This window comes from Lysinimonas soli (genome assembly GCF_042655435.1).
GTDB lineage: Bacteria > Actinomycetota > Actinomycetes > Actinomycetales > Microbacteriaceae > Lysinimonas > Lysinimonas soli.
This window is the reverse complement of the sequence record NZ_JBHSMG010000001.1, coordinates 1-19,164: the sequence shown is the minus strand read 5'-3', so window position 1 is coordinate 19,164 and position 19,164 is coordinate 1. Positions and strand designations below refer to the sequence as shown.

Here is a 19,164-nt window from a genome sequence, read left to right as displayed (position 1 = left end):
CAGCATCCCCGGCAACAGGATCGGCAGCAGAACCCGACCGCAGGAAAGGCACCGCATGAACGGCCCCCTCATCGTGCAGAGCGACCGCACCGTGCTGCTCGAGGTGGCGCACCCGCAGGCCGAGGAGGCCCGGCACGAGCTGGCGGTCTTCGCCGAACTGGAGCGGGCTCCCGAGTTCGTGCACACCTACCGCATCACGCGGCTGGGACTGTGGAACGCGCGCGCGGCCGGGCACACCGCCGAGCAGATGCTCGCGACCCTCGAGGACTACGCCAAGTTCCCGGTGCCGCAGTCGGTCTCGATCGACATCGCCGAGACGGTCGGCCGCTACGGTCGGCTCGTCATCGAGCGCGACGCGAGCCCCGACGGTCAGAGCGGCGAGCTGATCATCACGGCGACGGATCCCGCGGTGCTCGCCGAGATCACCCGCAGCCCCAAGGTCGGCCAGTTCCTGGGCGTGCGACGCAGCTCCACGGAGTGGACCCTGCTGCCGTGGGCCCGTGGCCAGGTCAAGCAGGAGCTGCTCAAGCTCGGCTGGCCCGCCGAGGACCACGCGGGGTACACCCCCGGCACCCCGCATCAGATCGACCTCAATGCGGCCGACGGCTGGGGCCTGCGCCCGTATCAGGTGCAGGCGATCGACAACTTCTTCACGGGCGGCTCGGGCGTCGTCGTGCTGCCCTGCGGCGCGGGCAAGACCCTCGTCGGCGCCGGGGCGATGGCGCGCGCCGACACCACCACGCTCATCCTCGTGACCAACACGGTCAGCGCGCGGCAGTGGCGGGCCGAGCTGCTCAAGCGGACCAGCCTCACCGAGGACGAGATCGGCGAGTACTCCGGCCAGGTGAAGGAGATCAGGCCGGTCACCATCGCGACCTATCAGATCCTCACCGCGAAGCGGAAGGGCGAGTACGCCCACCTCGCGCTGCTCGACGCGCTCGACTGGGGACTCATCGTCTACGACGAGGTGCACCTGCTGCCCGCCCCCGTGTTCAAGCTGACCGCCGATCTACAGGCCCGCCGCCGCCTCGGGCTGACCGCGACCCTGGTGCGCGAAGACGGGCGGGAGTCGGACGTGTTCTCGCTCATCGGCCCCAAGCGCTTCGACGCGCCCTGGAAGGAGATCGAGGCGCAGGGCTTCATCTCCCCCGCCTCGTGCTACGAGGTGCGCATCGACCTGCCGCAGCAGGAGCGACTGGAGTACGCGGCATCCGCCGACGACGAGCGCTACCGGCTCGCGGCGACCGCGCCGGCGAAGCTCGGCGTGGTGAAGGAACTCGTCGCCAAGCACGCCGGCGAGCGCATCCTGGTGATCGGCCAGTACCTCGACCAGATCGACGAACTGGCGCTCGCCTTGGACGCCCCCAAGCTCACCGGTGCCACCCCGATCGACGAGCGCGAGCGGCTGTACCAGGACTTCCGCGAGGGGAAGACCACGGTGCTGGTCGTCTCGAAGGTCGCCAACTTCTCGATCGACCTGCCCGAGGCGACGGTCGCCATCCAGGTCTCCGGCTCGTTCGGCTCCCGCCAGGAGGAGGCCCAGCGCCTCGGCCGGCTGCTGCGCCCGAAGGAGAGCGGGCTGCCCGCCAACTTCTACACGCTCGTCGCCCGCGACACGGTCGATCAGGACTTCGCCCAGAACCGACAGCGCTTCCTCGCCGAGCAGGGCTACAGCTACACGATCCTCGACGCCCACGCGCTCGCGGCAGCCTGACGCGGAGGGCGGCTCGGAGACATCGCGCGTACTCCTTCGGGATGACGACCCGGCGCGATCCACGGCATAGCGTTGAGATCATGAGGAAGATGTCATGATCGAGGCCGTTGGTCTGAGCAAGCGGTACGGCACCAAGACCGCCGTCGACGAGGTGACCTTCACCGTCAAGCCCGGGATGGTCACCGGGTTCCTCGGTCCGAACGGCGCGGGCAAGTCGACGACGATGCGGCTCATCGTGGCGCTCGACCGCCCGACGGCCGGCCGCGTCACGGTGAACGGCCGGGAATACTCCGAGCTGCGGGCCCCGCTGCGCGAGGTCGGCGTTCTGCTCGACGCGAAGGCCGTGCACACCGGGCGCACCGCCGAGAACCATCTGCTCGCGCTGGCGGCGACTCACGGCATCCGGCGACAGCGCGTCGATGAGGTGATCGCCCTCACCGGGCTCGAATCGGTGGCGCGCAAGCGGGTCGGCGGCTTCTCGCTCGGGATGGGGCAGCGGCTCGGGATCGCCGCGGCGCTGCTGGGCGACCCCGCGGTGCTCATCCTCGACGAGCCGGTCAACGGCCTCGACCCCGAGGGCGTGATCTGGGTCCGCCAGCTCACCCGGCATCTCGCCGAGCAGGGCCGCACCATCTTCCTCTCCTCCCACCTGATGAGCGAGATGGCGCAGACCGCCGACCACATCATCGTGCTCGGTCGCGGTCGGGTGATCGCCGACGCCCCGGTGGCCACCATCGAGGCGATGGCCACCGGCACCGCGGTCCGCGTCCGCACCCCCGACGTCGCACGCCTCGCCCCGCTGCTCACGCAGAACGGGGCGACCGTCGAGCACCCCGAACCCGAGCTGCTCGAGGTGACCGGGCTTCCGGCGCCGCGCATCGGCGAACTCGCGGCCCAGGAACGCGTCGTGCTGCACGAGCTCTCGCCGGTTTCCGGATCGCTCGAAGACGCCTACCTCGCCCTCACCCAGGACGAAGTCGAATACCACGCAGGGGCGGTGCAGTCATGACTACGATGACCACGAACGCGGCGGCCACGGCGAAGAGCACCGGTGCGTCAGGGCTGACCTTCGCCGGCGTGCTGCGCTCGGAGTGGATCAAGCTGCGCAGCCTGCGCTCGACGATGTGGTGCTACATCATCATCGTGCTGCTCACGGTCGGGTTGGGCCTGCTGATCGCCGCGGCGGTCCCCGCGATCAAGGGAGTCGCGAGTCACGACTCGCAGCAGAGCACGTGGGTGACCGCGGCGACGCTCGGCATCGGGTTCGGTCAGCTGGTGAGCGCCGTGCTCGGCGCGTTGGTGATCACGGGCGAGTACGGAACCGGGATGATCCGCTCGACCTTCGCGGCGGTGCCCAAGCGCCTGCCCGCGATCATCGCCAAGGTGCTCGTGTTCGGGGTCAGCACCTTCGTCGTCGGGCTGGTGTCGTTGATCGCCGCCGCCCTGGTCACCGCCCCGCTGCTGCCCGCCAAGGGGGTCCATCCCGACTTCGGCGACGGCGCGGTCTGGCTCGCCCTGATCGGCGGCGCCGGGTACCTCGCCCTGATCGGCGTGCTCTCGCTCGGGATCGGCCTCATCCTGCGCAACAGCGCGGGCAGCATCGCGGCCTCGCTCGGCCTCGTGCTGGTGGTGCCGATCATCCTGCAGGTGCTCGCCCGGGTCACCCAGGCCGAATGGCCGGGCAACATCGCGGCCTTCCTGCCGAGCGACGCGGGCAGCAAGTTGTACGCGTACCCGGCGGCCGCCCAGACCGTCACGTCACGGAGCGGTGCGGGGGGCGCGGCGGGAACCGCGATCCAGAACATCACGCTCGACTCGTGGCAGGGCCTGCTCGTGCTCCTGGGGTGGTTCGCGGTGGCGTTCGTGGTGGGCGCGATCCTGGTCAAGCGCCGCGACGCCTAGGGGGCTCCGCCCGGAGTGCGGGTCCGGGACTTACTCCGGCGACGCGGCGGGAGGCGCCGACGGCGCGGTGCGGCCGGCGGACTCGGCAGCTCGGCGCACGTGGTCGCGCGCGTGCTCGACCGCGGCATCCAGGTCGGTGAAGAGATGCTTCTGGTGCCGCAGCGAGTCGATGACCCCGACCCTGGTGACCAGTTGCAGGTGACGAGGCTGGATGCCCTTCACGAGCACCGTGATCCCCCGCCGCTCGAGCGCGTTGACGAGCTCGGCGATGACCCGGGCACCCGTCGCATCGAGGGCTTGGAGCTGCGACATCCGGATGATCACGACGTCGACGTCGCGCACCCCGCTCATGGCGGCGAGCATGCGCTCGGCCGCGCCGAAGAAGAGCGAGCCGTCGAGCCGGAACAGCGCGATGTGCTCGTCTCCCGGCCGCGTGGTGCCGGGGAGCGTCTCGCGGATCACGCCGCCGGAGCGCGACAGTGCCCGCAGGGCGAAGAACCCGGCGACCACGATGCCGATGCCCACCGCGATGATGAGGTCGAACGACACCGTGATCAGTGCGGTGATGAGGAACACGATCGTGTCGGAGCGGGTCGACCCGACCACGCTGCGCACGGTCGCCACCGAGACCATGCGGGTCGCCGTGACCATCAGCACGCCCGAGAGCGCGGCCAGCGGGATGAGCGAGACGATGCTCGCCGCGAGGTAGACGATCCCGAGCAGCACGAGCGCGTGCACGATCGCGGCCACCCGCGTGCGACCGCCCGAGCGCACGTTCACGGCGGTGCGGGCGATCGCGCCGGTGGCCGGCATCCCGCCGAAGAAGCCGGAGGCGATCGAGGCGAGGCCCTGCCCGACCAGTTCGCGATCCGGTTCATACGGTCCGGTGTCGGCCAGCGTGGACCCGACCCGCGCCGACAGCAGCGACTCGATGGCGGCGAGCGCGGCGACCGTGAAGATGGCGCCGGCCAGCCCGGGCAGGGCATCCCAGGCCACCGAGGGCAGGTGGGGCGCCGGCAGCGATGAGGGCAGCCGCCCGATGCGGCTCAACGGCAAAGCAAGGAGCGAGGCGAGAACCGTCACGACGATGATCGCGATGATCGACCCGGGCACCAGCCGGTGGATGCGCGGTGCCAGCAGCATGATGGCCGCGACGACGGCGACCGTCAGCAGCGCCCAGCCCGCCGAGGGCCACGACACCGTCGAGAACGACTGGATCGCCGAGACGAAGGCGTTGGTGCTCGGCCCGGCCTTCGCCCCGATCGCGGAGGGCACCTGCTGCAGGAAGATGATCACGGCGATGCCGAGGGTGAAGCCCTCGATCACCGGCCAGGGGATGTACGACACCACCCGCCCGATCTTGAACACCCCCGCCAGCAGCACGACGACGCCGGCGAGCCCGCTCACGACCGCGACCACACCGGGGCCGTGCGCCGCGACGATCGGGCCGAGCACGACGACCATGGCTCCGGTGGGACCCGAGACCTGGATGTTGGAGCCGCCGAAGACGGCCGCCACGATCCCGGCGACGATGGCCGTGATCAGTCCGCTCTCGGCGCCGGCACCCGAACTCACCCCGAAGGCGAGCGCGAGCGGCAGCGCCACGATGCCGACCGTGACGCCCGCGATCAGATCGCCGCGCCAGGTGCGTGCCACGGGCCGATAGTCCTGCGTGCTCGGCAGCAGGGGCTGGAGGTAACTGCGGATGCTCATAGCTCGGGCAGGCTCGTGGTCGAGACCAGCTGTCGGTGGGTGTGCTCGAGGATGTCGAGCAGCAGCGAGCGGGCCGACCGCAGCATCTCGGCGACCTGCGGGTATGCCAGCCGGTAGTAGACCTGGCTGGCGCGGCGCTCGGCCACGACGAGGTTGTGGCGGCGGAGCACCGCGAGGTGCTGGGAGAGATGCGAGGGCTCCAGCCCGGTGTCGGCGAGCAACTCGGTCACCGAGACCTCGCCGGCGGCCGAGAGCACCTCGAGCACGCGGACCCGCACCGGATGCGCGAGCCCCTTGAAGAGGTTCGCCTTGACCTCGTAGAGGGGACGTTGCGCATCTTGCGGATTCACGTTTCCATCATATCGTCATGTCGCGATGACGGTACCCGCGGACGACTTTCGAAGCGCACGAGCCGTTGTTCCCAGGATTCACCCAGCGAACGCGCAGACACTAGTGCCATGACCGACGGCCCGAAGATCCTCATCGTCGACGACGAACCCAACATCCGCGACCTGCTCACGACCAGCCTGCGTTTCGCCGGCTTCGCCGTCCGTGCGGTCGGCAACGGCGCTCAGGCCATCTCGGCCGTGCTCGAAGAAGAACCCGACCTCATCATCCTCGACGTCATGCTGCCCGACATGAACGGATTCGGCGTGACCAAGCGGCTGCGGGCATCCGGCTATACGGCGCCCATCCTCTTCCTCACCGCCAAGGACGACACCGAGGACAAGATCACCGGCCTCACCGTCGGCGGCGACGACTACGTGACCAAGCCGTTCAGCCTCGACGAGATCGTCGCCCGCATCAAGGCCATCCTGCGCCGCACGATGCACGACGAGGAGGACGCGGTCATCCGCGCCGGCGAACTCACCATGGACCAGGACACCCACGAGGTCACCGTCGGCGACGAGCAGGTGGAGCTCAGCCCCACCGAGTTCAAGCTGCTGCGTTACCTGATGCTGAACCCGAACCGCGTGCTCTCGAAGGCGCAGATCCTCGACCACGTCTGGGAGTACGACTTCAATGGCGACGCAGGTATCGTCGAGAGCTACATCTCGTACCTGCGCCGCAAGCTCGATCAGCACTCGAGCGAGCCGATGATCCAGACCAAGCGCGGATTCGGGTACATGCTCAAGGCCGCGAAGGTCTGACGCGGCTCACCTGACGCGCCGCACTCGACGCCCGATCCGGAGGCTCCCCGTGGCGACCATGCCTGCCTCGTTCGATCGCTGGTGGAACGGCATCTCGCTGCGCGCCAAGATCACCGGTGTCACGGTGCTGCTGCTCACCTTCGGGCTCGCCGTCGCCGGTGCCGGGACGATGAGCGTGCTGCGCGGCTACCTCATCGATCAGACGGATGCCCAGATCGCGGCCGCCTACAAGGCCCTCCCGGCGAACATCAGCATCGATGACATCCAGACCTTCGGCGACCAGAGCGCGGGACTGATCCCGTACTACGTCGCGGCCGTGGACGCCTCGGGCAAGATCATCGACGACAACCTCACCACCAGCCAGGCGAGCCTGCGCCCGGTGACCTCGTCGCTCACGCTCAGCCATGTGATCGACCTCGACGGCGCGATCACCCTGAGCAACGCCAGCCACACCCAGGAGTGGCGGGTGATCACCTACCCCATCCGCGTCGACAACGGATCGGCGGCGGCGACGCTGCTGATCGGACTCAGCCTCAGCAACGTCGACTCCTCAGTCGCCCGCTTCATCCTGATCTTCTTCGGCTTCGCCCTCGCCGTGATCGTGTTCGGTGCCGCGACGACCCAGCTGCTCGTGACGAGCACCTTCACCCCCCTGCGCGAGGTCGAAGCCACGGCCGCGCGCTTCGCCGCGGGCGACTACACCCAACGGCTGGGCGGCGCCACGCCGAATACCGAGGTCGGGCGGTTGAACCGTTCCCTCAACACGATGCTGGCGCGCATCGATCGGGCGTTCGCCGATCGGCAGCGCACGGTCGAGCAGATGCGGCGCTTCGTCGGCGATGCCAGCCATGAGCTGCGCACCCCGCTCGTCTCGTTGCGCGGCTACGCCGAGCTGTACCGGATGGGCGCCCTCCAGACCCCCGAAGAGGTCGCCCAGGCGATGGATCGCATCGAGCGCGAGGCGATCCGCATGGGCACCCTCGTCGAAGACCTGCTCGAGCTCGCCCGGCTCGATGAGGCGAAGCCGCTGCGACTCGCCCCCGTCGACCTGTTGCCGATCGCCCGGGATGCCGCCCTCGACGCGACCGCCTCGGCGCCGCTGCGCCGCATCACGGTCGTCGTGCCCGAGTCGCTCGACGCGCCGGCACCCGCCGAGCAGACGCCCCCGTCGGAGGGTGCGCCGCCCGCGCCGGCTGGCACCGCCGCCCCGCGACCGATCTCGTTCGCCGGGGCCACCCTTGCCCGTCTGCGCCGACGCCGGCCCGCAGCGAATTCGGTCGAGACCGCGGCCCCCGCCTCGCTGCCGATTCCCGATGTCGGCCCGATCGTGCTCGCCGAAGAGGACAAGATCCGTCAGGTCATCACCAACCTGATCGGCAACGCGATGCGCTTCACCCCGCCCGACAGCCCGATCGAGCTCGCGGTCGAGGTGGATCGCGTGGGCGGTTACGGCGCGATCTCGGTGGTCGACCACGGCGAGGGCATCCCGCCCCAGCTGCGCGAGAAGATCTTCCAGCGCTTCTGGCGCGCCGACACCTCGCGCACGCGCGACACCGGCGGCAGCGGGTTGGGCCTCGCGATCGTGGCCGGCATCGTGGCGAACCACCATGGGCACGTCGAGGTCGTCGAGACGCCGGGCGGCGGCGCGACCTTCCGGGTCAGCATTCCCCTCCTCCCCCGCGAGCCCGACACCGAGTCGTCAACGGATGCGCCCGCGGCCGCCGAGGAGAAGGCGCCGCGCTCCTAGCCTGACTGGCATGACGCGATATCAGGTGGACAGTGAAGCGGTCGTCGCGGCGACCGGCAACGTGCGAGCGGCCGTCGGCCGCATCCAGGCCGAGGTGAGCGGCTTGCACAGCCAGCTCGTCAACCTCCAGTCGAGCTGGTCCGGTCAAGCGGCGACCGCCTTCCAGGGGGTCGTGGGCGACTGGAAGGCGACGCAGCAGCGGGTGGAAGAGAGCCTCGCGCACATCAACGCCGCGCTCGCTCAGGCGGGTCAGCTCTACGCCGACGTCGAGCAGCAGAACGCACGACTGTTCCACGGCTGAGTCGCCGAGCCGCGCGGCGCGGGCGCCTGCTGAGCGACGCGGCGCCGATAGCATCGCGACATGACCAGGCGGACGGCGGGGGCCCGAGTGCTGGCGACCCTGGTCGACATCGCCTGCATGCTCCCGTGGATCGGAGTGGTCGCCGCCGCCGGCGCCGTGCTGTGGGTCAGCGGAGTCACCCACGCGGTCGGCCCCGTGGCGGGCAACCTGGTCGGGTTCATCGCCCTGATCGCCCCGATCACGATCGTGGCCGCGGGGTTCGAGAGCGCCGCCCGCCATGCGACTCCGGGCAAGCGACTGCTTCGACTCGAGGTGAGACCGCGCCCCGGCGAACCTGCAACGGGATTCGCCCGGGCTCTGGCGCGCAACGCGGTCAAGTACGCGCTGCCGTGGGAACTCGCGCACACCGCCGTCTTCGCGCTCTGGGGAGCACCGGCCGGCCCGCCCATCTGGGCCACGGTCGCGCTCGTCGGGGCGTACACCGTGCCGGCCGTCTCGATCGTGCTGCTCGTCGTGACCGGTCGCGCCCTGCACGACCGGGTCGCGGGCACTCGGGTCATGGCGACGACCGCGCCGGCTCCCGCGCTCTGAGCCGGGTCGCCCCGGCTGCCCACCGGGCCGGTTCGAGGCCCCCGCCATCCGGTTCGAGTCGCGACGCGCACCCCGAACACGGCGAAGCGGGCGGCCCCTCCGAAGAGGAACCGCCCGCTTGCGATTTCGGCGGTGATGTCGGCGCTCAGTGTTCGCAGGACGCTGCCGCGCTCACGCCGGCATGCGACGTCGAATCGCCATCGGCGATTAGAAGTCCATGCCGCCCGTCGGGTCGCCCGCGGGAGCCGCGGACTTCTCCGGCTTGTCGGCGACGACGGCCTCGGTGGTGAGGAACAGCCCGGCGATCGACGCGGCGTTGAGCAGCGCGGAGCGGGTGACCTTCACCGGGTCGTTGATGCCGGCGGCCAGCATGTCGACGTACTCGCCGGTCGCGGCGTTGAGGCCCTGACCGACGGGGAGGTGACGCACCTTATCGACGACGACGCCCGGCTCCATGCCGGCGTTGAGCGCGATCTGCTTGAGCGGCGAGTCGATCGCGACGCGCACGATGTTCGCACCGGTCGCCTCGTCTCCCGTCAGACCCTTGATGATCTTGCCCTCGAAGGCGTTCTTGCCCGCCTGGATGAGCGCGACGCCACCACCGGCGACGATGCCCTCTTCGACGGCGGCCTTCGCGTTGCGCACGGCGTCCTCGATGCGGTGCTTGCGCTCCTTGAGCTCGACCTCCGTTGCGGCACCGGCCTTGATGACCGCGACACCTCCGGCGAGCTTCGCGAGGCGCTCCTGGAGCTTCTCACGGTCGTAGTCGCTGTCGGTGTTCTCGATCTCGGCACGGATCTGCTTCACGCGACCGGCGATGGCCGAAGCCTCACCGGCGCCCTCGATGATCGTGGTCTCGTCCTTGGTGACGATGACCTTGCGGGCCTGGCCGAGCAGGTCGAGGGTGGCGTTCTCGAGCTTGAGACCGACCTCCTCGCTGATGACCTGGCCGCCGGTGAGGATCGCGATGTCCTGCAGCTGCGCCTTGCGACGGTCTCCGAAGCCGGGGGCCTTGACGGCGACCGACTTGAAGATGCCACGGATCTTGTTGACGACGAGGGTCGCGAGAGCCTCGCCATCCACGTCCTCGGCGATGATGAGCAGCTGCTTGCCGGCCTGGATGACCTTGTCGACGACGGGCAGCAGGTCCTTGATGTTCGAGATCTTCGAGTTGACGATCAGGATGTACGGGTCTTCGAAGACCGCTTCCTGACGCTCGGGGTCGGTCACGAAGTACTGCGACAGGAAGCCCTTGTCGAAGCGCATGCCCTCGGTGAGCTCGAGCGTGGTGCCGAAGGTGTTCGACTCCTCGACGGTGACGACGCCCTCCTTGCCGACCTTGTCGATGGCCTCGGCGATGAGCGCACCGATCTCGGTGTCGCCGGCGGAGATGGAGGCGGTGGCCGCGATCTCCTCCTTGGTCTCGATCTCCTTGGCGTTGGCGACGAGCTCCTTGATGACGGCCTCGACGGCCTTCTCGATGCCGCGCTTCAGGCTGATCGGGTCGGCGCCGGCCGCGACGTTGCGCAGGCCCTCGCGGACGAGCGCCTGGGCGAGCACGACCGAGGTGGTCGTTCCGTCACCGGCGACGTCATCCGTCTTCTTCGCGACCTCCTTGACCAGCTCGGCGCCGATCTTCTCGAAGGGGTCGTCGAGTTCGATCTCCTTGGCGATGGAGACGCCGTCGTTGGTGATCGTGGGGGCGCCCCACTTCTTCTCCAGCACGACGTTGCGACCGCGCGGGCCGAGCGTGACGCGCACGGCGTCAGCCAGGATGTTGAGGCCGCGCTCGAGGCCGCGACGGGCCTCTTCGTCGAAAGCGATGATCTTAGCCATAAGTGTGTGTCGTCCCTCCCGGACGTGTTCCAAGCAGAGTCGAACGCGGCGACCCGGATCGTTCGATCGCGCCACGCGTTCTTTAGCACTCACGACGTGTGAGTGCCAGAGCTCATTCTGGCACTCGACATGAGGGAGTGCAAGCTGCGCGAGCCGACCAGGGTCGCGCACCTCCTCGGCAGAACGAGGAGAGCCATCGTGAGCCGCGGTGCGACGAGAAGGCGGCTGCGGTGCGGCATCCGTCGAGCGCATGATCCGGATGCCGCGCCCGCAGCCTGACGATGAACCGCCCCGCCCACGGGCCGTCTGCCGGCGAGACTACCGGGCGGGTAGCGAGAGGCCGCGGACGGCGCGCAGGGGCGTGCCCGGACTCGCCACGGGGGTCAGGCGGGTCGGACGCCCTCGGCCTGCGGCCCCTTGCTTCCCGTGCCCACCTCGAAGGTGACGGCCTGACCCTCCTCGAGGACCTTGTAGCCCGTCATGTCGATCGCGGAGTAGTGAACGAAGACGTCCTGACCCTCACCGTCGATCGTGATGAAGCCGTAGCCCTTCTCCGCGTTGAACCATTTGACGGTGCCGTTCGTCATGGTGTTGCTCCTCGCTGTGTCGACCCGTCGCGCAAACGACTGACGCGATCGTACTGTCGCGAAAAGCCCGAAAACGTCGCCAGGCCACGCTCAGAGCGGCAGATGACGGCCTTTCAACAAAGATTAAACGCGGGCGTAACACGTTCGTCTTTTCGGGGGCCATGAGGGGTGCGGAACGGCGGGCGTCCTGGCGGCGGCCCGGCGACCGAGGGGGACGACGGACGCGGGGTCAGCCGGCGGGCTTGTAGTCGGACCCGAGGACGATCGTCACGGGCGCGCCGAGGTAGGCATCCGACAACTGCACCTGCTTGGCGCCGATCAACTGGGCGAGTCCGCGCGCGATGCCTTCGAAATCGGCGGAGCGGTAGTAGACCACCGTCGTCTTCTCGGCGCGGGTCGACGCGTCGGCACGCGCCGGATCCGGCCAGCCGGCCGCCTTGATGACGTCGCCGGCCTTGTTCTGCAGACCGTCGGTCGGCGAGCCGTTGAGCACCGAGATCGACAGCTTGAGCTTGGGGTCGACCTTCGTCGGGTCGGTCACCGCATCGGCCGTCTTGCTCGGCGTGGGCGTCGGGGTGGCCGATGCCGACGTTCCGGCGAATGGAAGGTCGAGCTTGAACGCCGGGTACAGGCGCGACAGCACGAAGAGGCCGACCACGACGAGCACGACCGTGGCGAGCGCCGCCCAGCCGACGCGGATCCAGCCGCGGCCGGCCTTGGGCGGGGCGCGATGTGCGCCGACGCGCGCGAGGTCGCCGGGGATCTCGTCGAACTGATCGGGAGGAAAACTGGCCATCTAGTCGGTCGTGTCCTGAGTCGTCGCGGTGTCGGAGCGGAAGGTTCGAGCGGCACGGGATCGCGCGCGAGCGTCACGCAGACGCTGCAGACGACGCACGAGCAGAGGATCCTGCTGCAGCGCGGCGGGCGAATCGATCAGCGCGTACAGCATCTGATAGTACCGGGCGGCGGGAAGGCCGAACTCCGCGCGGATCGCGGCCTCCTTGGCGCCGACACGGGAGGCCCAGGCGCGCTCGAAGTCGAGCACGCGCAGTTCGAGCTCGTCGAGCGGGGCGTCCACGTGGTGCTGCACAGCCGACACGGGTCACCTCCGTCGTTTCCGTTGAGCGCCGAGCCGGCGCATCCCACCGGTCTTCCGGCGTCCCGCCGATCCTAGGTGCCCGTGGCTGGGAGTTCCGGTTGCCCCGCGGGGCCGATCTGAGACAACCACGAGATCCGGTCGCCGTGCGCCGCGGCGTGGGCGAGTGGCTCGCCGTCGAGGGCCAGGACGAACGGGGTCGGATGCGGCGCGCTCAGCCCGCGCATCCGCTCAAGCACCCCGGGCAGGGCGCCCGCCGCTTCGAAGGTGACCAGTCGCCCGCCCGCTTCCCGGACCGCAGGGGCCAGCGCCGCGCGATCCGCCGGGGGAAGGTAGACCAGGGTGCCGAGCGAGGCGACGACCAGGCTCGCCCCCGGGGCTTCCTCCGCCGCGACCGCCGCGACGGAGGGCAGGGCGCTCAGCGCATCGCCCGCCACCACGAGCGGAGGATCGTCGGCCACCGCCGCGAGCGCGGCGCGCAGCCGGGCGAGGCGAGCGGGACGGTCCGGCGGGAGCAGGGCCTCGAGCCAGCGCCGATCGTCGGGCGCGGTCGGCGACAGCGGATGGAGGTCGATACCGCGGCGCCAGACGATCTCGGGCATCCGGGTCGGGGCGGTGCCGACGCCCGTCGTTGTGGTCGCGAGCAGGGGCTCGCCCGACCCGAGCGGCGGGTCGTCGTCGAAGCGGTAGGAGTAGCGGTCGAGGGCGAGGCAGAGCCCCGCCGCCGCACCGAGCTCGAGCAGGGCGATCGGCCCCGGGATGCGGTCGAGCGCGACCAGCAGCGGGATGCAGCGGCCGACCTCGTTGGTCTGCGTGCGACGGGTGCGTGCGACATCCGCGACGTCGTCCCAATGAGCCACGACCCAGTCGCGCCATCGCGGATAGTCGGCGGCGGGTGCGCCGCACCACGCCGCCGCCGCGAACAGCAGCGAGGGCTGCCGGTGCTCGCGCGGCAGCGCCTCGATGAGCGCGAGCAGTTCGGGGTCGCCCGTGACACCCAGCGCCCAGTCGACCTGACGCTCCGAGGTGACGGCGAGTTCGACGGCGGCACGTCGGTACCAGTCCGCTGTTGCGCTCATGGGGCCATCCTCCCCGGTCGCGGCGACCCGCGTGGGAACGTTCGCGACGCGACTCGGGTTGAATAGGGGAACACGACATCCTCCCGAACGGAGATCCTCATGAGCACCCCCGCCACCCCGCCGGCCGAGGCCGGTCCCGGCAGCCCGGCCGCCTCGCACTACGCGGTCGAGAAGACCGATGCCGAGTGGCAGGCCGAGCTCGGCCCCGAACGCTTCGAGGTGCTGCGCCGTTCGGCGACCGAACGCGCCTGGACCGGGGAACTGCTCGACGAGAGCCGCGCCGGCCTCTATACCTGTGCGGCCTGCGGGGCCGAGCTGTTCAAGAGCGGCACGAAGTTCGACTCCGGCTGCGGCTGGCCGAGCTTCTACGACTCGGTGAACCCGGATGCCGTCGAGCTCATCGAGGACCGTTCGCTCGGGGTGGTGCGCACCGAGGTGCGCTGCGCGAACTGCGGCTCGCACCTCGGCCACGTGTTCGACGACGGCTTCGGCACGCCCACCGGCCTGCGCTACTGCATGAACTCGCTGTCGCTGGGGTTTCAGCAGGATGCCGCGGCCGAATGACGAGCGCCCGCGAGTGACCGGCGTCTGCAGGTGACCTCGCCCCGCGGTCCGGTCGCGGCGGCTCTGCGCGCACGCCGCTCGTATCCCGCGGTCGGGGATGCGGCACCGACCACCCGCGAGTTGCTGCCGCTGATCGCGAGCGCCGGATCGCTCGCCGACCACGCCTCGCTGCGCCCGTGGCGGATCATCGCGGTGCGCGGCCCGGCGCGCGAGCGGGTCGGTGCGGCGATCGCCGAGGCCTCGGGACTGACCGGGCCGGCCGCCGAGAAGCTGGCCGCCAAGCCGCTGCGGGCTCCGCTGCTGCTCGCGATCGTGTTCTCGCCGAAGCCGAGCATCAAGGTGCCGGAGTGGGAGCAGGAGGCCGCGGCATCCGGTGTCGCCCACGCCCTGAGCCTGCTGCTCGACGAGGCCGGCTGGGGCGTCATGTGGCGCACGGGGCTGCAGCTGCGGTCGGATGCCGTCGCGCGGGCGCACGAGCTGGCTCCCGGCGAGCGGCTGATGGGCTGGCTCTACGTGGGGGCCAAGCCCGACGGCAAGAGCGGACGCCGCGAACCGGTCAAGGCGCGGGATCACCTGAGCTCGTTGTGAACGGCGCGCTGCGACGGCGGCGCGGGATCGCCGCGATCACGACGGCCAGCAGGGTCAGGGCCGCCCCCGCGATCGTGACCGGCGCGACCGCATGCGACTGCACCGGCGCCAGCAGGTCGAAGAGCACCGCCGTCACCAACTGACCCGAGAGCACCGCGAGGCCCATGAGCAGCACCCCGGTGCTGCGGACGATGGCCGCCTGCCCGGCGATGAAGACCGTGCCGACCGTGCCGCCCAGGTAGAGCCAGGGCGTCACCGGGAAGTGGGTGGGCCATCCGACGATCGCGGTGTGGATGACGGCCGCGACCAGCAGGACGATCGCGCCGACCAGGAAGTTGCCGAAGGTCGCGGTGAAGGCCGAGCCGGCGACCGCCTTGACCTGGCCGTTGACCGCCTGCTGCCAACCGACGGCGAGCCCCGCGCCGAACGGCACGAGCAGAACCCACAGCGGGATGCCGGGACGCAACTCCGACGAGGCCGCGAGCACGACGGCGACGAGCGCGAGCACCGCGCCGAGCAGGCGCTGCGGGGTCACCGGCTTCGGCCGCGCGGTTCCCAGGCCGCGCCGGTCGACGAGCAGCGAGCTGACGGTCTGCCCCGCCACCACCCCGACCGTGAACAGGGCGACGCCGACCAGCCCGACGACGAGCGACTGCGAGAGCACGAAGAACGCACCGGCTGAGCCACCGACCACGTACCACCAGGGGATCCGACGGGTCCGCACCGCGGTCGCGACCCGCACGATGCCCCGGCGGCCCGGCCGCCAGAACAGGCTCGCAACGGCGAGGATGACGAGGCCCGACCCGAAGGAGATGAGCGCAGATACGAAGCCGTCTCCGAGCCGCTGCCCGAGCTCGCCGTTGATGCGTGACTGCAGGGCGACCAGCACCCCCGTGCCGAACGCCGCCAGCAGCAGGAGCGCGGTGCGCAGCGGATGCGCGGCGGCCTCGACCGGGACGAGCGCGGAGTCCTCTGCCGCATCCCCGTCGGGTTTGGGCTGCGTCTCCACCACCGGCGGAAGGTCATCGGCGGGAGTGGGCATCACCGCAACGCTAGCGCGCGGGTCGCGTGTGCCGTCCCCGATGTGCGGTGGTCGTGGCGCGGTCGGCTGTCACTCGGTTCCCGAGGGATGCGACGCGTCCGCCGATCCTCCCAACAACAGGAGCAGGAACCGGGTGGGCTCCAGCCCCTCGACCTCGTGCCGAACATTGCCGTCGACGTGGACGATGGCACCGGCAGACAGCTCGATCCGTTGCTGCTGCAGTTCGAGCGCGACCCGGCCCTCGACGACCTGGATGAGGATCGGCACCGCCACGACATGCTCGTGCATGACGGCACCGCCATCGATCGCCACCCCCAGCACGGTGACCGCCGCGGACTTGAACAGCCGATGCGATCGCACCCGCCCCGATTCGATCGGCAGGGCACGCAGCAGTGCCTCCGCGTCCGCGATCAGCACCTCGTAGCCCGGATTCACGGTGGCGTCGTCCATGCATAGAAAGTATCATCATCCTGTTTATTCGAGTAGAGTCGGCGCGTGATGATCGACCGCAGCGAGGAATACCACGCCGCGCTGGCATCGACCAGCCGCCGGCAGGTTCTGGATTCCCTCCTCGCCTCGTCCGAGCCGCTGGACGCATCCGCCGTCGCCGACCGTCTCGGGCTGCATGTGACTACCGCCCGCTTCCACCTCGACCAGCTCGCTGCGGCGGGCCTCGCGCAACGCCGGGTCGGGGTGGAGAAGCGCCGCGGTCGTCCCCGCCTGCTCTACGCCCCCGCCGGCCGAGTGCGTGACGAGGATGCCCGCGAGCAGCTCATCCACGTCCTCGCGGCGGCCCTGGCGCTCGAGGACGAGGCCGAGTCCGACGCGTCCCGCGCGGGGCGGCGCTGGGCCGAGGCCTTCGCACTGCCCGACCCGGACGACCCGGTGCCGGGGCTGGTCGAGGTGTTCGAACGACTCGGATTCGAACCCGAAACCGCCGCGGACTCCGACGCGATCATGCTGCGAGCCTGCCCGTTCCGCGATGCGGCCCGCGAACATCCCGAAGTCGTGTGCGCTGTCCACCGCGGCCTCATCGAACAGCTCGCCGGCGCTGCGTCCGATGTCCGGCTCCTCCCGTTCGTCGAGCCGGAACTCTGCATGGTCGCGCTGCACGCACACCCGGCATCCGTCGGACCGCCGATCACTTAACAGGAGTATTGTCCGGTTTATCACCAGGAGGTGGCGAAGGTGGGGGAAGTCCTGATCAAGCGGGCCTACGACCCGCCGTCGCCGGACGACGGGTACCGGGTACTCGTCGACCGGCTCTGGCCGCGCGGGGTCTCCCGTGACCGTGCCGAGCTGGACGCCTGGCTCAAGGATGTCGCGCCGAGTCCGCAACTGCGCACGTGGTGGGGACACGACCCGGCCGAACTGGATGAGTTCGCCCGCCGCTATCGCGCCGAGCTGAACGGCAATCCTGCCGTCGACCAGTTGCGGGAATCGCTGCTGCAGCATCCGCGGGTGACCTTGGTGTACGCGGCACGCGACCCGCACGTGAACCACGCCGCGGTGCTCCGCGACTACCTCCTGCCGCACGGCGATCGGACGGATTAGTCATGGTGCCCTCAACGAGAACGATGCCGCCACCTGCTGGCGCTGCGGAATCAGCCGATCGCCGGAGGACGCATGACCCATCGAGCCGCCAGTCGACTCGGCATCGAGTCCCCCATCCTCCTCGGGCCGTTCGGCGGGCTCTCCTCCGTCGAACTGGCCGCGACGGTCAGCACCGGTGGCGGATTGGGCTCCTACGGTCTTAACGGCTACGCCCCTGATCGCATCGCGGTTCTCCTCGGAAGGCGGGGCAAAGTAGTCTGAAAGCCCGGGATTCCGGGGCCCGCCCTGTTAGCTCAGTTGGCCAGAGCACCGCTCTTGTAAAGCGGGGGTCGTCGGTTCGAATCCGACACGGGGCTCGTTGAGAATGGCCGGTCAGAGGCCTGCTTCTTCGAACGAAGCGACTGCCGCACGGCCCGCTCTGGCCGTTTTGCCCACGATTTGCCCACAACTGAAACCGCCGCCATGTCATTCAGAACGGTGGCAACGGCATCCAAGTCATCGTCGAAGAGGTCGCTGTAAGTGTCGAGGGTTTCCTTGGCAGAACTGTGTCCAAGCATCCGCTGAAGGGCCTTCACGTTGGCGCCGGCCGAGACCGCGAGGCTCGCGCACGTGTGGCGCAGTTCGTGCGGCGTCAGGCCAGGAACGCCGATGCTCGTGGCGGCCTCGTCGAACCATCCACGCCTGAACGTCCGGTTGCGGAGTACTGCGCCGGCCTTCGAGCTGACGAAGACGAACTCGCTCGGGGTCTTTACGTCGACATGCTCGGCGAGCTGGCTGAGGACGAAAGCGGGAACCGGGATGCTGCGCGCCTCGTAGTCCTTGGGCGTCGACTCCTCCATGTAGCCGTTGACCTCGATCATGGTGCTCGACACTTCGAGGCGTCCTCGACGGAAGTCGAGGTCGCGCACCCGGAGGCCGGCCAACTCTCCCCATCGCAAGCCCGTGTACGCGAGAACCAGGACGAGGAGCCCGAAGCCGTCGCCGGCTTCCTTCGCGTCGACTGCCGCCGCAAGCTCGGCGACCTGCTGGTGGGTGAGGAAGCGCTTCTGCGACTTGATCTGCCTCGGGAGCTTGAGTCGAGCCGCCGGGTTCGCCGGGATGCGCCCGTCGTCAACGGCGAGCTGCAGCGCGCTCGACAAGACGTTGACGATCTTGCGGACGGATCCCGGGCTCTGCGTCGCGCTCAGCTGCGACGCCCACTGCTGGGCGCGGAGCCGGCCGAAGTCAGCGAGAGGGATCGGGCCGAGCGTCGGGACGATGTGGTTGCGGACGACGCCGCTCACACGATCGAGGGTCGAAGCTCGAAGGTCGGTTCGCGTGGCGAGCCACGAAATCGTCCACTGGCCGATCGTGACCCGCGACCGGCTCAGGTCGATGTAACGGCCGGTTTGCTTGGCGACCTCGACCGAGGCGAGGAAGAGCTCTGCCTCCCGCTTAGACCGGAACCCACGTTTGTCGGTCTGGCTACGGTCGGGCTTGCGATAACGAACCCGGTACCGACGGCCACTGCGAGATTCGTATCCCTCGATGCTTCCCACCACTACCTCCACAACTGACCGTGAGAATGCCGGTCTAGCTGTAGTGCCCAGGGACGTTGTTTGATCTGGGTTTCGTGATGTGACGAGGACCTCCTCGGCAGAGTGGAGCTGCTACCACTTCGCTCTGACCCAAGGAGGTCCTCGTGTCTCACGGTAATGCG

General features: G+C 69.8%; 20 protein-coding genes, 1 tRNA gene and 2 pseudogenes. 13 read left to right on the top strand and 10 right to left on the bottom strand.

All coding sequences use genetic code 11. The features are described from left to right. Positions 1 to 55 precede the first annotated feature (55 nt). From ACFPJ4_RS00115 to ACFPJ4_RS00105, 3 genes are all read left to right on the top strand, one after another. Positions 56 to 1,714, top strand: coding sequence for a DNA repair helicase XPB (locus tag ACFPJ4_RS00115; protein WP_386738228.1), 1,659 nt, complete (start codon positions 56 to 58; stop codon positions 1,712 to 1,714). Positions 1,715 to 1,808: 94 nt separating this feature from the next. Next, positions 1,809 to 2,723 (top strand): ATP-binding cassette domain-containing protein, encoded by a 915-nt coding sequence (locus ACFPJ4_RS00110; protein ID WP_386738227.1) that lies wholly within the window; start codon positions 1,809 to 1,811, stop codon positions 2,721 to 2,723. After that, positions 2,720 to 3,616, top strand: coding sequence for an ABC transporter permease subunit (locus ACFPJ4_RS00105; RefSeq protein WP_386738226.1), 897 nt, complete (start codon positions 2,720 to 2,722; stop codon positions 3,614 to 3,616). The genes ACFPJ4_RS00110 and ACFPJ4_RS00105 overlap by 4 nt, the downstream gene beginning before the upstream one ends. Positions 3,617 to 3,646: 30 nt before the next feature. Here ACFPJ4_RS00105 and ACFPJ4_RS00100 read toward each other — a convergent pair whose 3' ends face one another. Both ACFPJ4_RS00100 and ACFPJ4_RS00095 read right to left on the bottom strand, forming a co-directional pair. Beyond that, the gene (locus tag ACFPJ4_RS00100) at positions 3,647 to 5,329 is read right to left on the bottom strand and encodes a SulP family inorganic anion transporter (protein WP_386738225.1); all 1,683 of its coding nucleotides are present in this window, start codon (positions 5,327 to 5,329) and stop codon (positions 3,647 to 3,649) included. After that, a complete protein-coding gene (locus tag ACFPJ4_RS00095; RefSeq protein WP_386738224.1) occupies positions 5,326 to 5,679 on the bottom strand; it encodes an ArsR/SmtB family transcription factor in 354 nt (117 codons plus the stop codon). Before ACFPJ4_RS00095 ends, ACFPJ4_RS00100 begins: the two co-directional genes overlap by 4 nt. Before the next feature lie 108 nt (positions 5,680 to 5,787). On the opposite strand from ACFPJ4_RS00095, the gene ACFPJ4_RS00090 reads away from it, so the two are divergent. From ACFPJ4_RS00090 to ACFPJ4_RS00075, 4 genes are read left to right on the top strand one after another with little or no spacing between them, the layout of a single operon-like run. After that, on the top strand, positions 5,788 to 6,480 hold the full coding sequence (locus ACFPJ4_RS00090; RefSeq protein ID WP_386738223.1) for a response regulator transcription factor: 693 nt from the start codon (positions 5,788 to 5,790) through the stop codon (positions 6,478 to 6,480). A gap of 58 nt (positions 6,481 to 6,538) precedes the next feature. Continuing rightward, positions 6,539 to 8,227: a sensor histidine kinase gene (locus ACFPJ4_RS00085; protein ID WP_386739744.1), complete on the top strand. Its 1,689-nt coding sequence runs from the start codon at positions 6,539 to 6,541 to the stop codon at positions 8,225 to 8,227. Positions 8,228 to 8,237: 10 nt separating this feature from the next. Further along, a complete protein-coding gene (locus ACFPJ4_RS00080) occupies positions 8,238 to 8,528 on the top strand; it encodes a WXG100 family type VII secretion target (RefSeq protein WP_386738222.1) in 291 nt (96 codons plus the stop codon). Between the two features lie 60 nt (positions 8,529 to 8,588). After that, positions 8,589 to 9,119: an RDD family protein gene (locus ACFPJ4_RS00075; protein ID WP_386738221.1), complete on the top strand. Its 531-nt coding sequence runs from the start codon at positions 8,589 to 8,591 to the stop codon at positions 9,117 to 9,119. A gap of 207 nt (positions 9,120 to 9,326) precedes the next feature. Here the strand turns inward: ACFPJ4_RS00075 and groL are convergent, their stop codons facing one another. From groL to ACFPJ4_RS00050, 5 genes are all read right to left on the bottom strand, one after another. Next, entirely contained in the window at positions 9,327 to 10,955 is a 1,629-nt protein-coding gene (gene groL / locus ACFPJ4_RS00070; protein WP_386738220.1) for a chaperonin GroEL, read from the bottom strand. 383 nt (positions 10,956 to 11,338) lie between these two features. Further along, positions 11,339 to 11,542: a cold-shock protein gene (locus tag ACFPJ4_RS00065; protein WP_386738219.1), complete on the bottom strand. Its 204-nt coding sequence runs from the start codon at positions 11,540 to 11,542 to the stop codon at positions 11,339 to 11,341. A 229-nt stretch (positions 11,543 to 11,771) separates the two neighbouring features. Beyond that, positions 11,772 to 12,338: a LytR C-terminal domain-containing protein gene (locus ACFPJ4_RS00060; protein WP_386738218.1), complete on the bottom strand. Its 567-nt coding sequence runs from the start codon at positions 12,336 to 12,338 to the stop codon at positions 11,772 to 11,774. Next, positions 12,339 to 12,641, bottom strand: coding sequence for a DUF3263 domain-containing protein (locus tag ACFPJ4_RS00055; RefSeq protein WP_386738217.1), 303 nt, complete (start codon positions 12,639 to 12,641; stop codon positions 12,339 to 12,341). Between the two features lie 71 nt (positions 12,642 to 12,712). Then, positions 12,713 to 13,717: a DUF2332 family protein gene (locus ACFPJ4_RS00050; protein ID WP_386738216.1), complete on the bottom strand. Its 1,005-nt coding sequence runs from the start codon at positions 13,715 to 13,717 to the stop codon at positions 12,713 to 12,715. A 99-nt stretch (positions 13,718 to 13,816) separates the two neighbouring features. On the opposite strand from ACFPJ4_RS00050, the gene msrB reads away from it, so the two are divergent. Beyond that, positions 13,817 to 14,281, top strand: a complete 465-nt coding sequence (msrB, locus tag ACFPJ4_RS00045; RefSeq protein WP_386738215.1) for a peptide-methionine (R)-S-oxide reductase MsrB — start codon at positions 13,817 to 13,819, stop codon at positions 14,279 to 14,281. Positions 14,282 to 14,311: 30 nt separating this feature from the next. Then, on the top strand, positions 14,312 to 14,869 hold the full coding sequence (locus ACFPJ4_RS00040; protein ID WP_386738214.1) for a nitroreductase family protein: 558 nt from the start codon (positions 14,312 to 14,314) through the stop codon (positions 14,867 to 14,869). On the opposite strand, the gene ACFPJ4_RS00035 is transcribed toward ACFPJ4_RS00040, so the two are convergent. Both ACFPJ4_RS00035 and ACFPJ4_RS00030 read right to left on the bottom strand, forming a co-directional pair. Beyond that, the gene (locus ACFPJ4_RS00035) at positions 14,838 to 15,911 is read right to left on the bottom strand and encodes a DMT family transporter (RefSeq protein ID WP_386738213.1); all 1,074 of its coding nucleotides are present in this window, start codon (positions 15,909 to 15,911) and stop codon (positions 14,838 to 14,840) included. The genes ACFPJ4_RS00040 and ACFPJ4_RS00035 overlap by 32 nt on opposite strands. Positions 15,912 to 15,980: 69 nt before the next feature. Then, the gene (locus ACFPJ4_RS00030; protein ID WP_386738212.1) at positions 15,981 to 16,361 is read right to left on the bottom strand and encodes a cupin domain-containing protein; all 381 of its coding nucleotides are present in this window, start codon (positions 16,359 to 16,361) and stop codon (positions 15,981 to 15,983) included. Positions 16,362 to 16,409: 48 nt separating this feature from the next. On the opposite strand from ACFPJ4_RS00030, the gene ACFPJ4_RS00025 reads away from it, so the two are divergent. The 4 genes and pseudogenes from ACFPJ4_RS00025 to ACFPJ4_RS00010 all read left to right on the top strand — a co-directional run bounded on the left by ACFPJ4_RS00025 (position 16,410) and on the right by ACFPJ4_RS00010 (position 17,821). After that, positions 16,410 to 17,060, top strand: a complete 651-nt coding sequence (locus ACFPJ4_RS00025; RefSeq protein WP_386739743.1) for a helix-turn-helix transcriptional regulator — start codon at positions 16,410 to 16,412, stop codon at positions 17,058 to 17,060. 39 nt (positions 17,061 to 17,099) lie between these two features. Then, positions 17,100 to 17,465, top strand: coding sequence for a DUF488 domain-containing protein (locus ACFPJ4_RS00020; protein WP_386738210.1), 366 nt, complete (start codon positions 17,100 to 17,102; stop codon positions 17,463 to 17,465). A 72-nt stretch (positions 17,466 to 17,537) separates the two neighbouring features. After that, positions 17,538 to 17,690: pseudogene (locus tag ACFPJ4_RS00015) on the top strand (2-nitropropane dioxygenase); the annotation flags it as partial. A 57-nt stretch (positions 17,691 to 17,747) separates the two neighbouring features. Continuing rightward, positions 17,748 to 17,821 (top strand) — tRNA-Thr (locus ACFPJ4_RS00010). A gap of 210 nt (positions 17,822 to 18,031) precedes the next feature. Here the strand turns inward: ACFPJ4_RS00010 and ACFPJ4_RS00005 are convergent. Further along, positions 18,032 to 19,003, bottom strand: a pseudogene (locus ACFPJ4_RS00005) (tyrosine-type recombinase/integrase); the annotation flags it as partial. Positions 19,004 to 19,164 lie beyond the last annotated feature (161 nt).

Excerpts from the sequence above, each read along its gene's own strand:
- ACFPJ4_RS00115 (WP_386738228.1), top strand. The coding sequence starts at position 56 with ATGAACGGCCCCCTCATCGTGCAGAGCGACCGCACCGTGCTGCTCGAG.
- ACFPJ4_RS00110 (WP_386738227.1), top strand. The coding sequence starts at position 1,809 with ATGATCGAGGCCGTTGGTCTGAGCAAGCGGTACGGCACCAAGACCGCC.
- ACFPJ4_RS00105 (WP_386738226.1), top strand. The coding sequence starts at position 2,720 with ATGACTACGATGACCACGAACGCGGCGGCCACGGCGAAGAGCACCGGT.
- ACFPJ4_RS00100 (WP_386738225.1), bottom strand. The coding sequence starts at position 5,329 with ATGAGCATCCGCAGTTACCTCCAGCCCCTGCTGCCGAGCACGCAGGAC.
- ACFPJ4_RS00090 (WP_386738223.1), top strand. The coding sequence starts at position 5,788 with ATGACCGACGGCCCGAAGATCCTCATCGTCGACGACGAACCCAACATC.
- ACFPJ4_RS00085 (WP_386739744.1), top strand. The coding sequence starts at position 6,539 with ATGCCTGCCTCGTTCGATCGCTGGTGGAACGGCATCTCGCTGCGCGCC.
- ACFPJ4_RS00080 (WP_386738222.1), top strand. The coding sequence starts at position 8,238 with ATGACGCGATATCAGGTGGACAGTGAAGCGGTCGTCGCGGCGACCGGC.
- ACFPJ4_RS00075 (WP_386738221.1), top strand. The coding sequence starts at position 8,589 with ATGACCAGGCGGACGGCGGGGGCCCGAGTGCTGGCGACCCTGGTCGAC.
- groL (WP_386738220.1), bottom strand. The coding sequence starts at position 10,955 with ATGGCTAAGATCATCGCTTTCGACGAAGAGGCCCGTCGCGGCCTCGAG.
- ACFPJ4_RS00065 (WP_386738219.1), bottom strand. The coding sequence starts at position 11,542 with ATGACGAACGGCACCGTCAAATGGTTCAACGCGGAGAAGGGCTACGGC.
- ACFPJ4_RS00060 (WP_386738218.1), bottom strand. The coding sequence starts at position 12,338 with ATGGCCAGTTTTCCTCCCGATCAGTTCGACGAGATCCCCGGCGACCTC.
- ACFPJ4_RS00050 (WP_386738216.1), bottom strand. The coding sequence starts at position 13,717 with ATGAGCGCAACAGCGGACTGGTACCGACGTGCCGCCGTCGAACTCGCC.
- msrB (WP_386738215.1), top strand. The coding sequence starts at position 13,817 with ATGAGCACCCCCGCCACCCCGCCGGCCGAGGCCGGTCCCGGCAGCCCG.
- ACFPJ4_RS00035 (WP_386738213.1), bottom strand. The coding sequence starts at position 15,911 with ATGCCCACTCCCGCCGATGACCTTCCGCCGGTGGTGGAGACGCAGCCC.
- ACFPJ4_RS00030 (WP_386738212.1), bottom strand. The coding sequence starts at position 16,361 with ATGGACGACGCCACCGTGAATCCGGGCTACGAGGTGCTGATCGCGGAC.
- ACFPJ4_RS00025 (WP_386739743.1), top strand. The coding sequence starts at position 16,410 with ATGATCGACCGCAGCGAGGAATACCACGCCGCGCTGGCATCGACCAGC.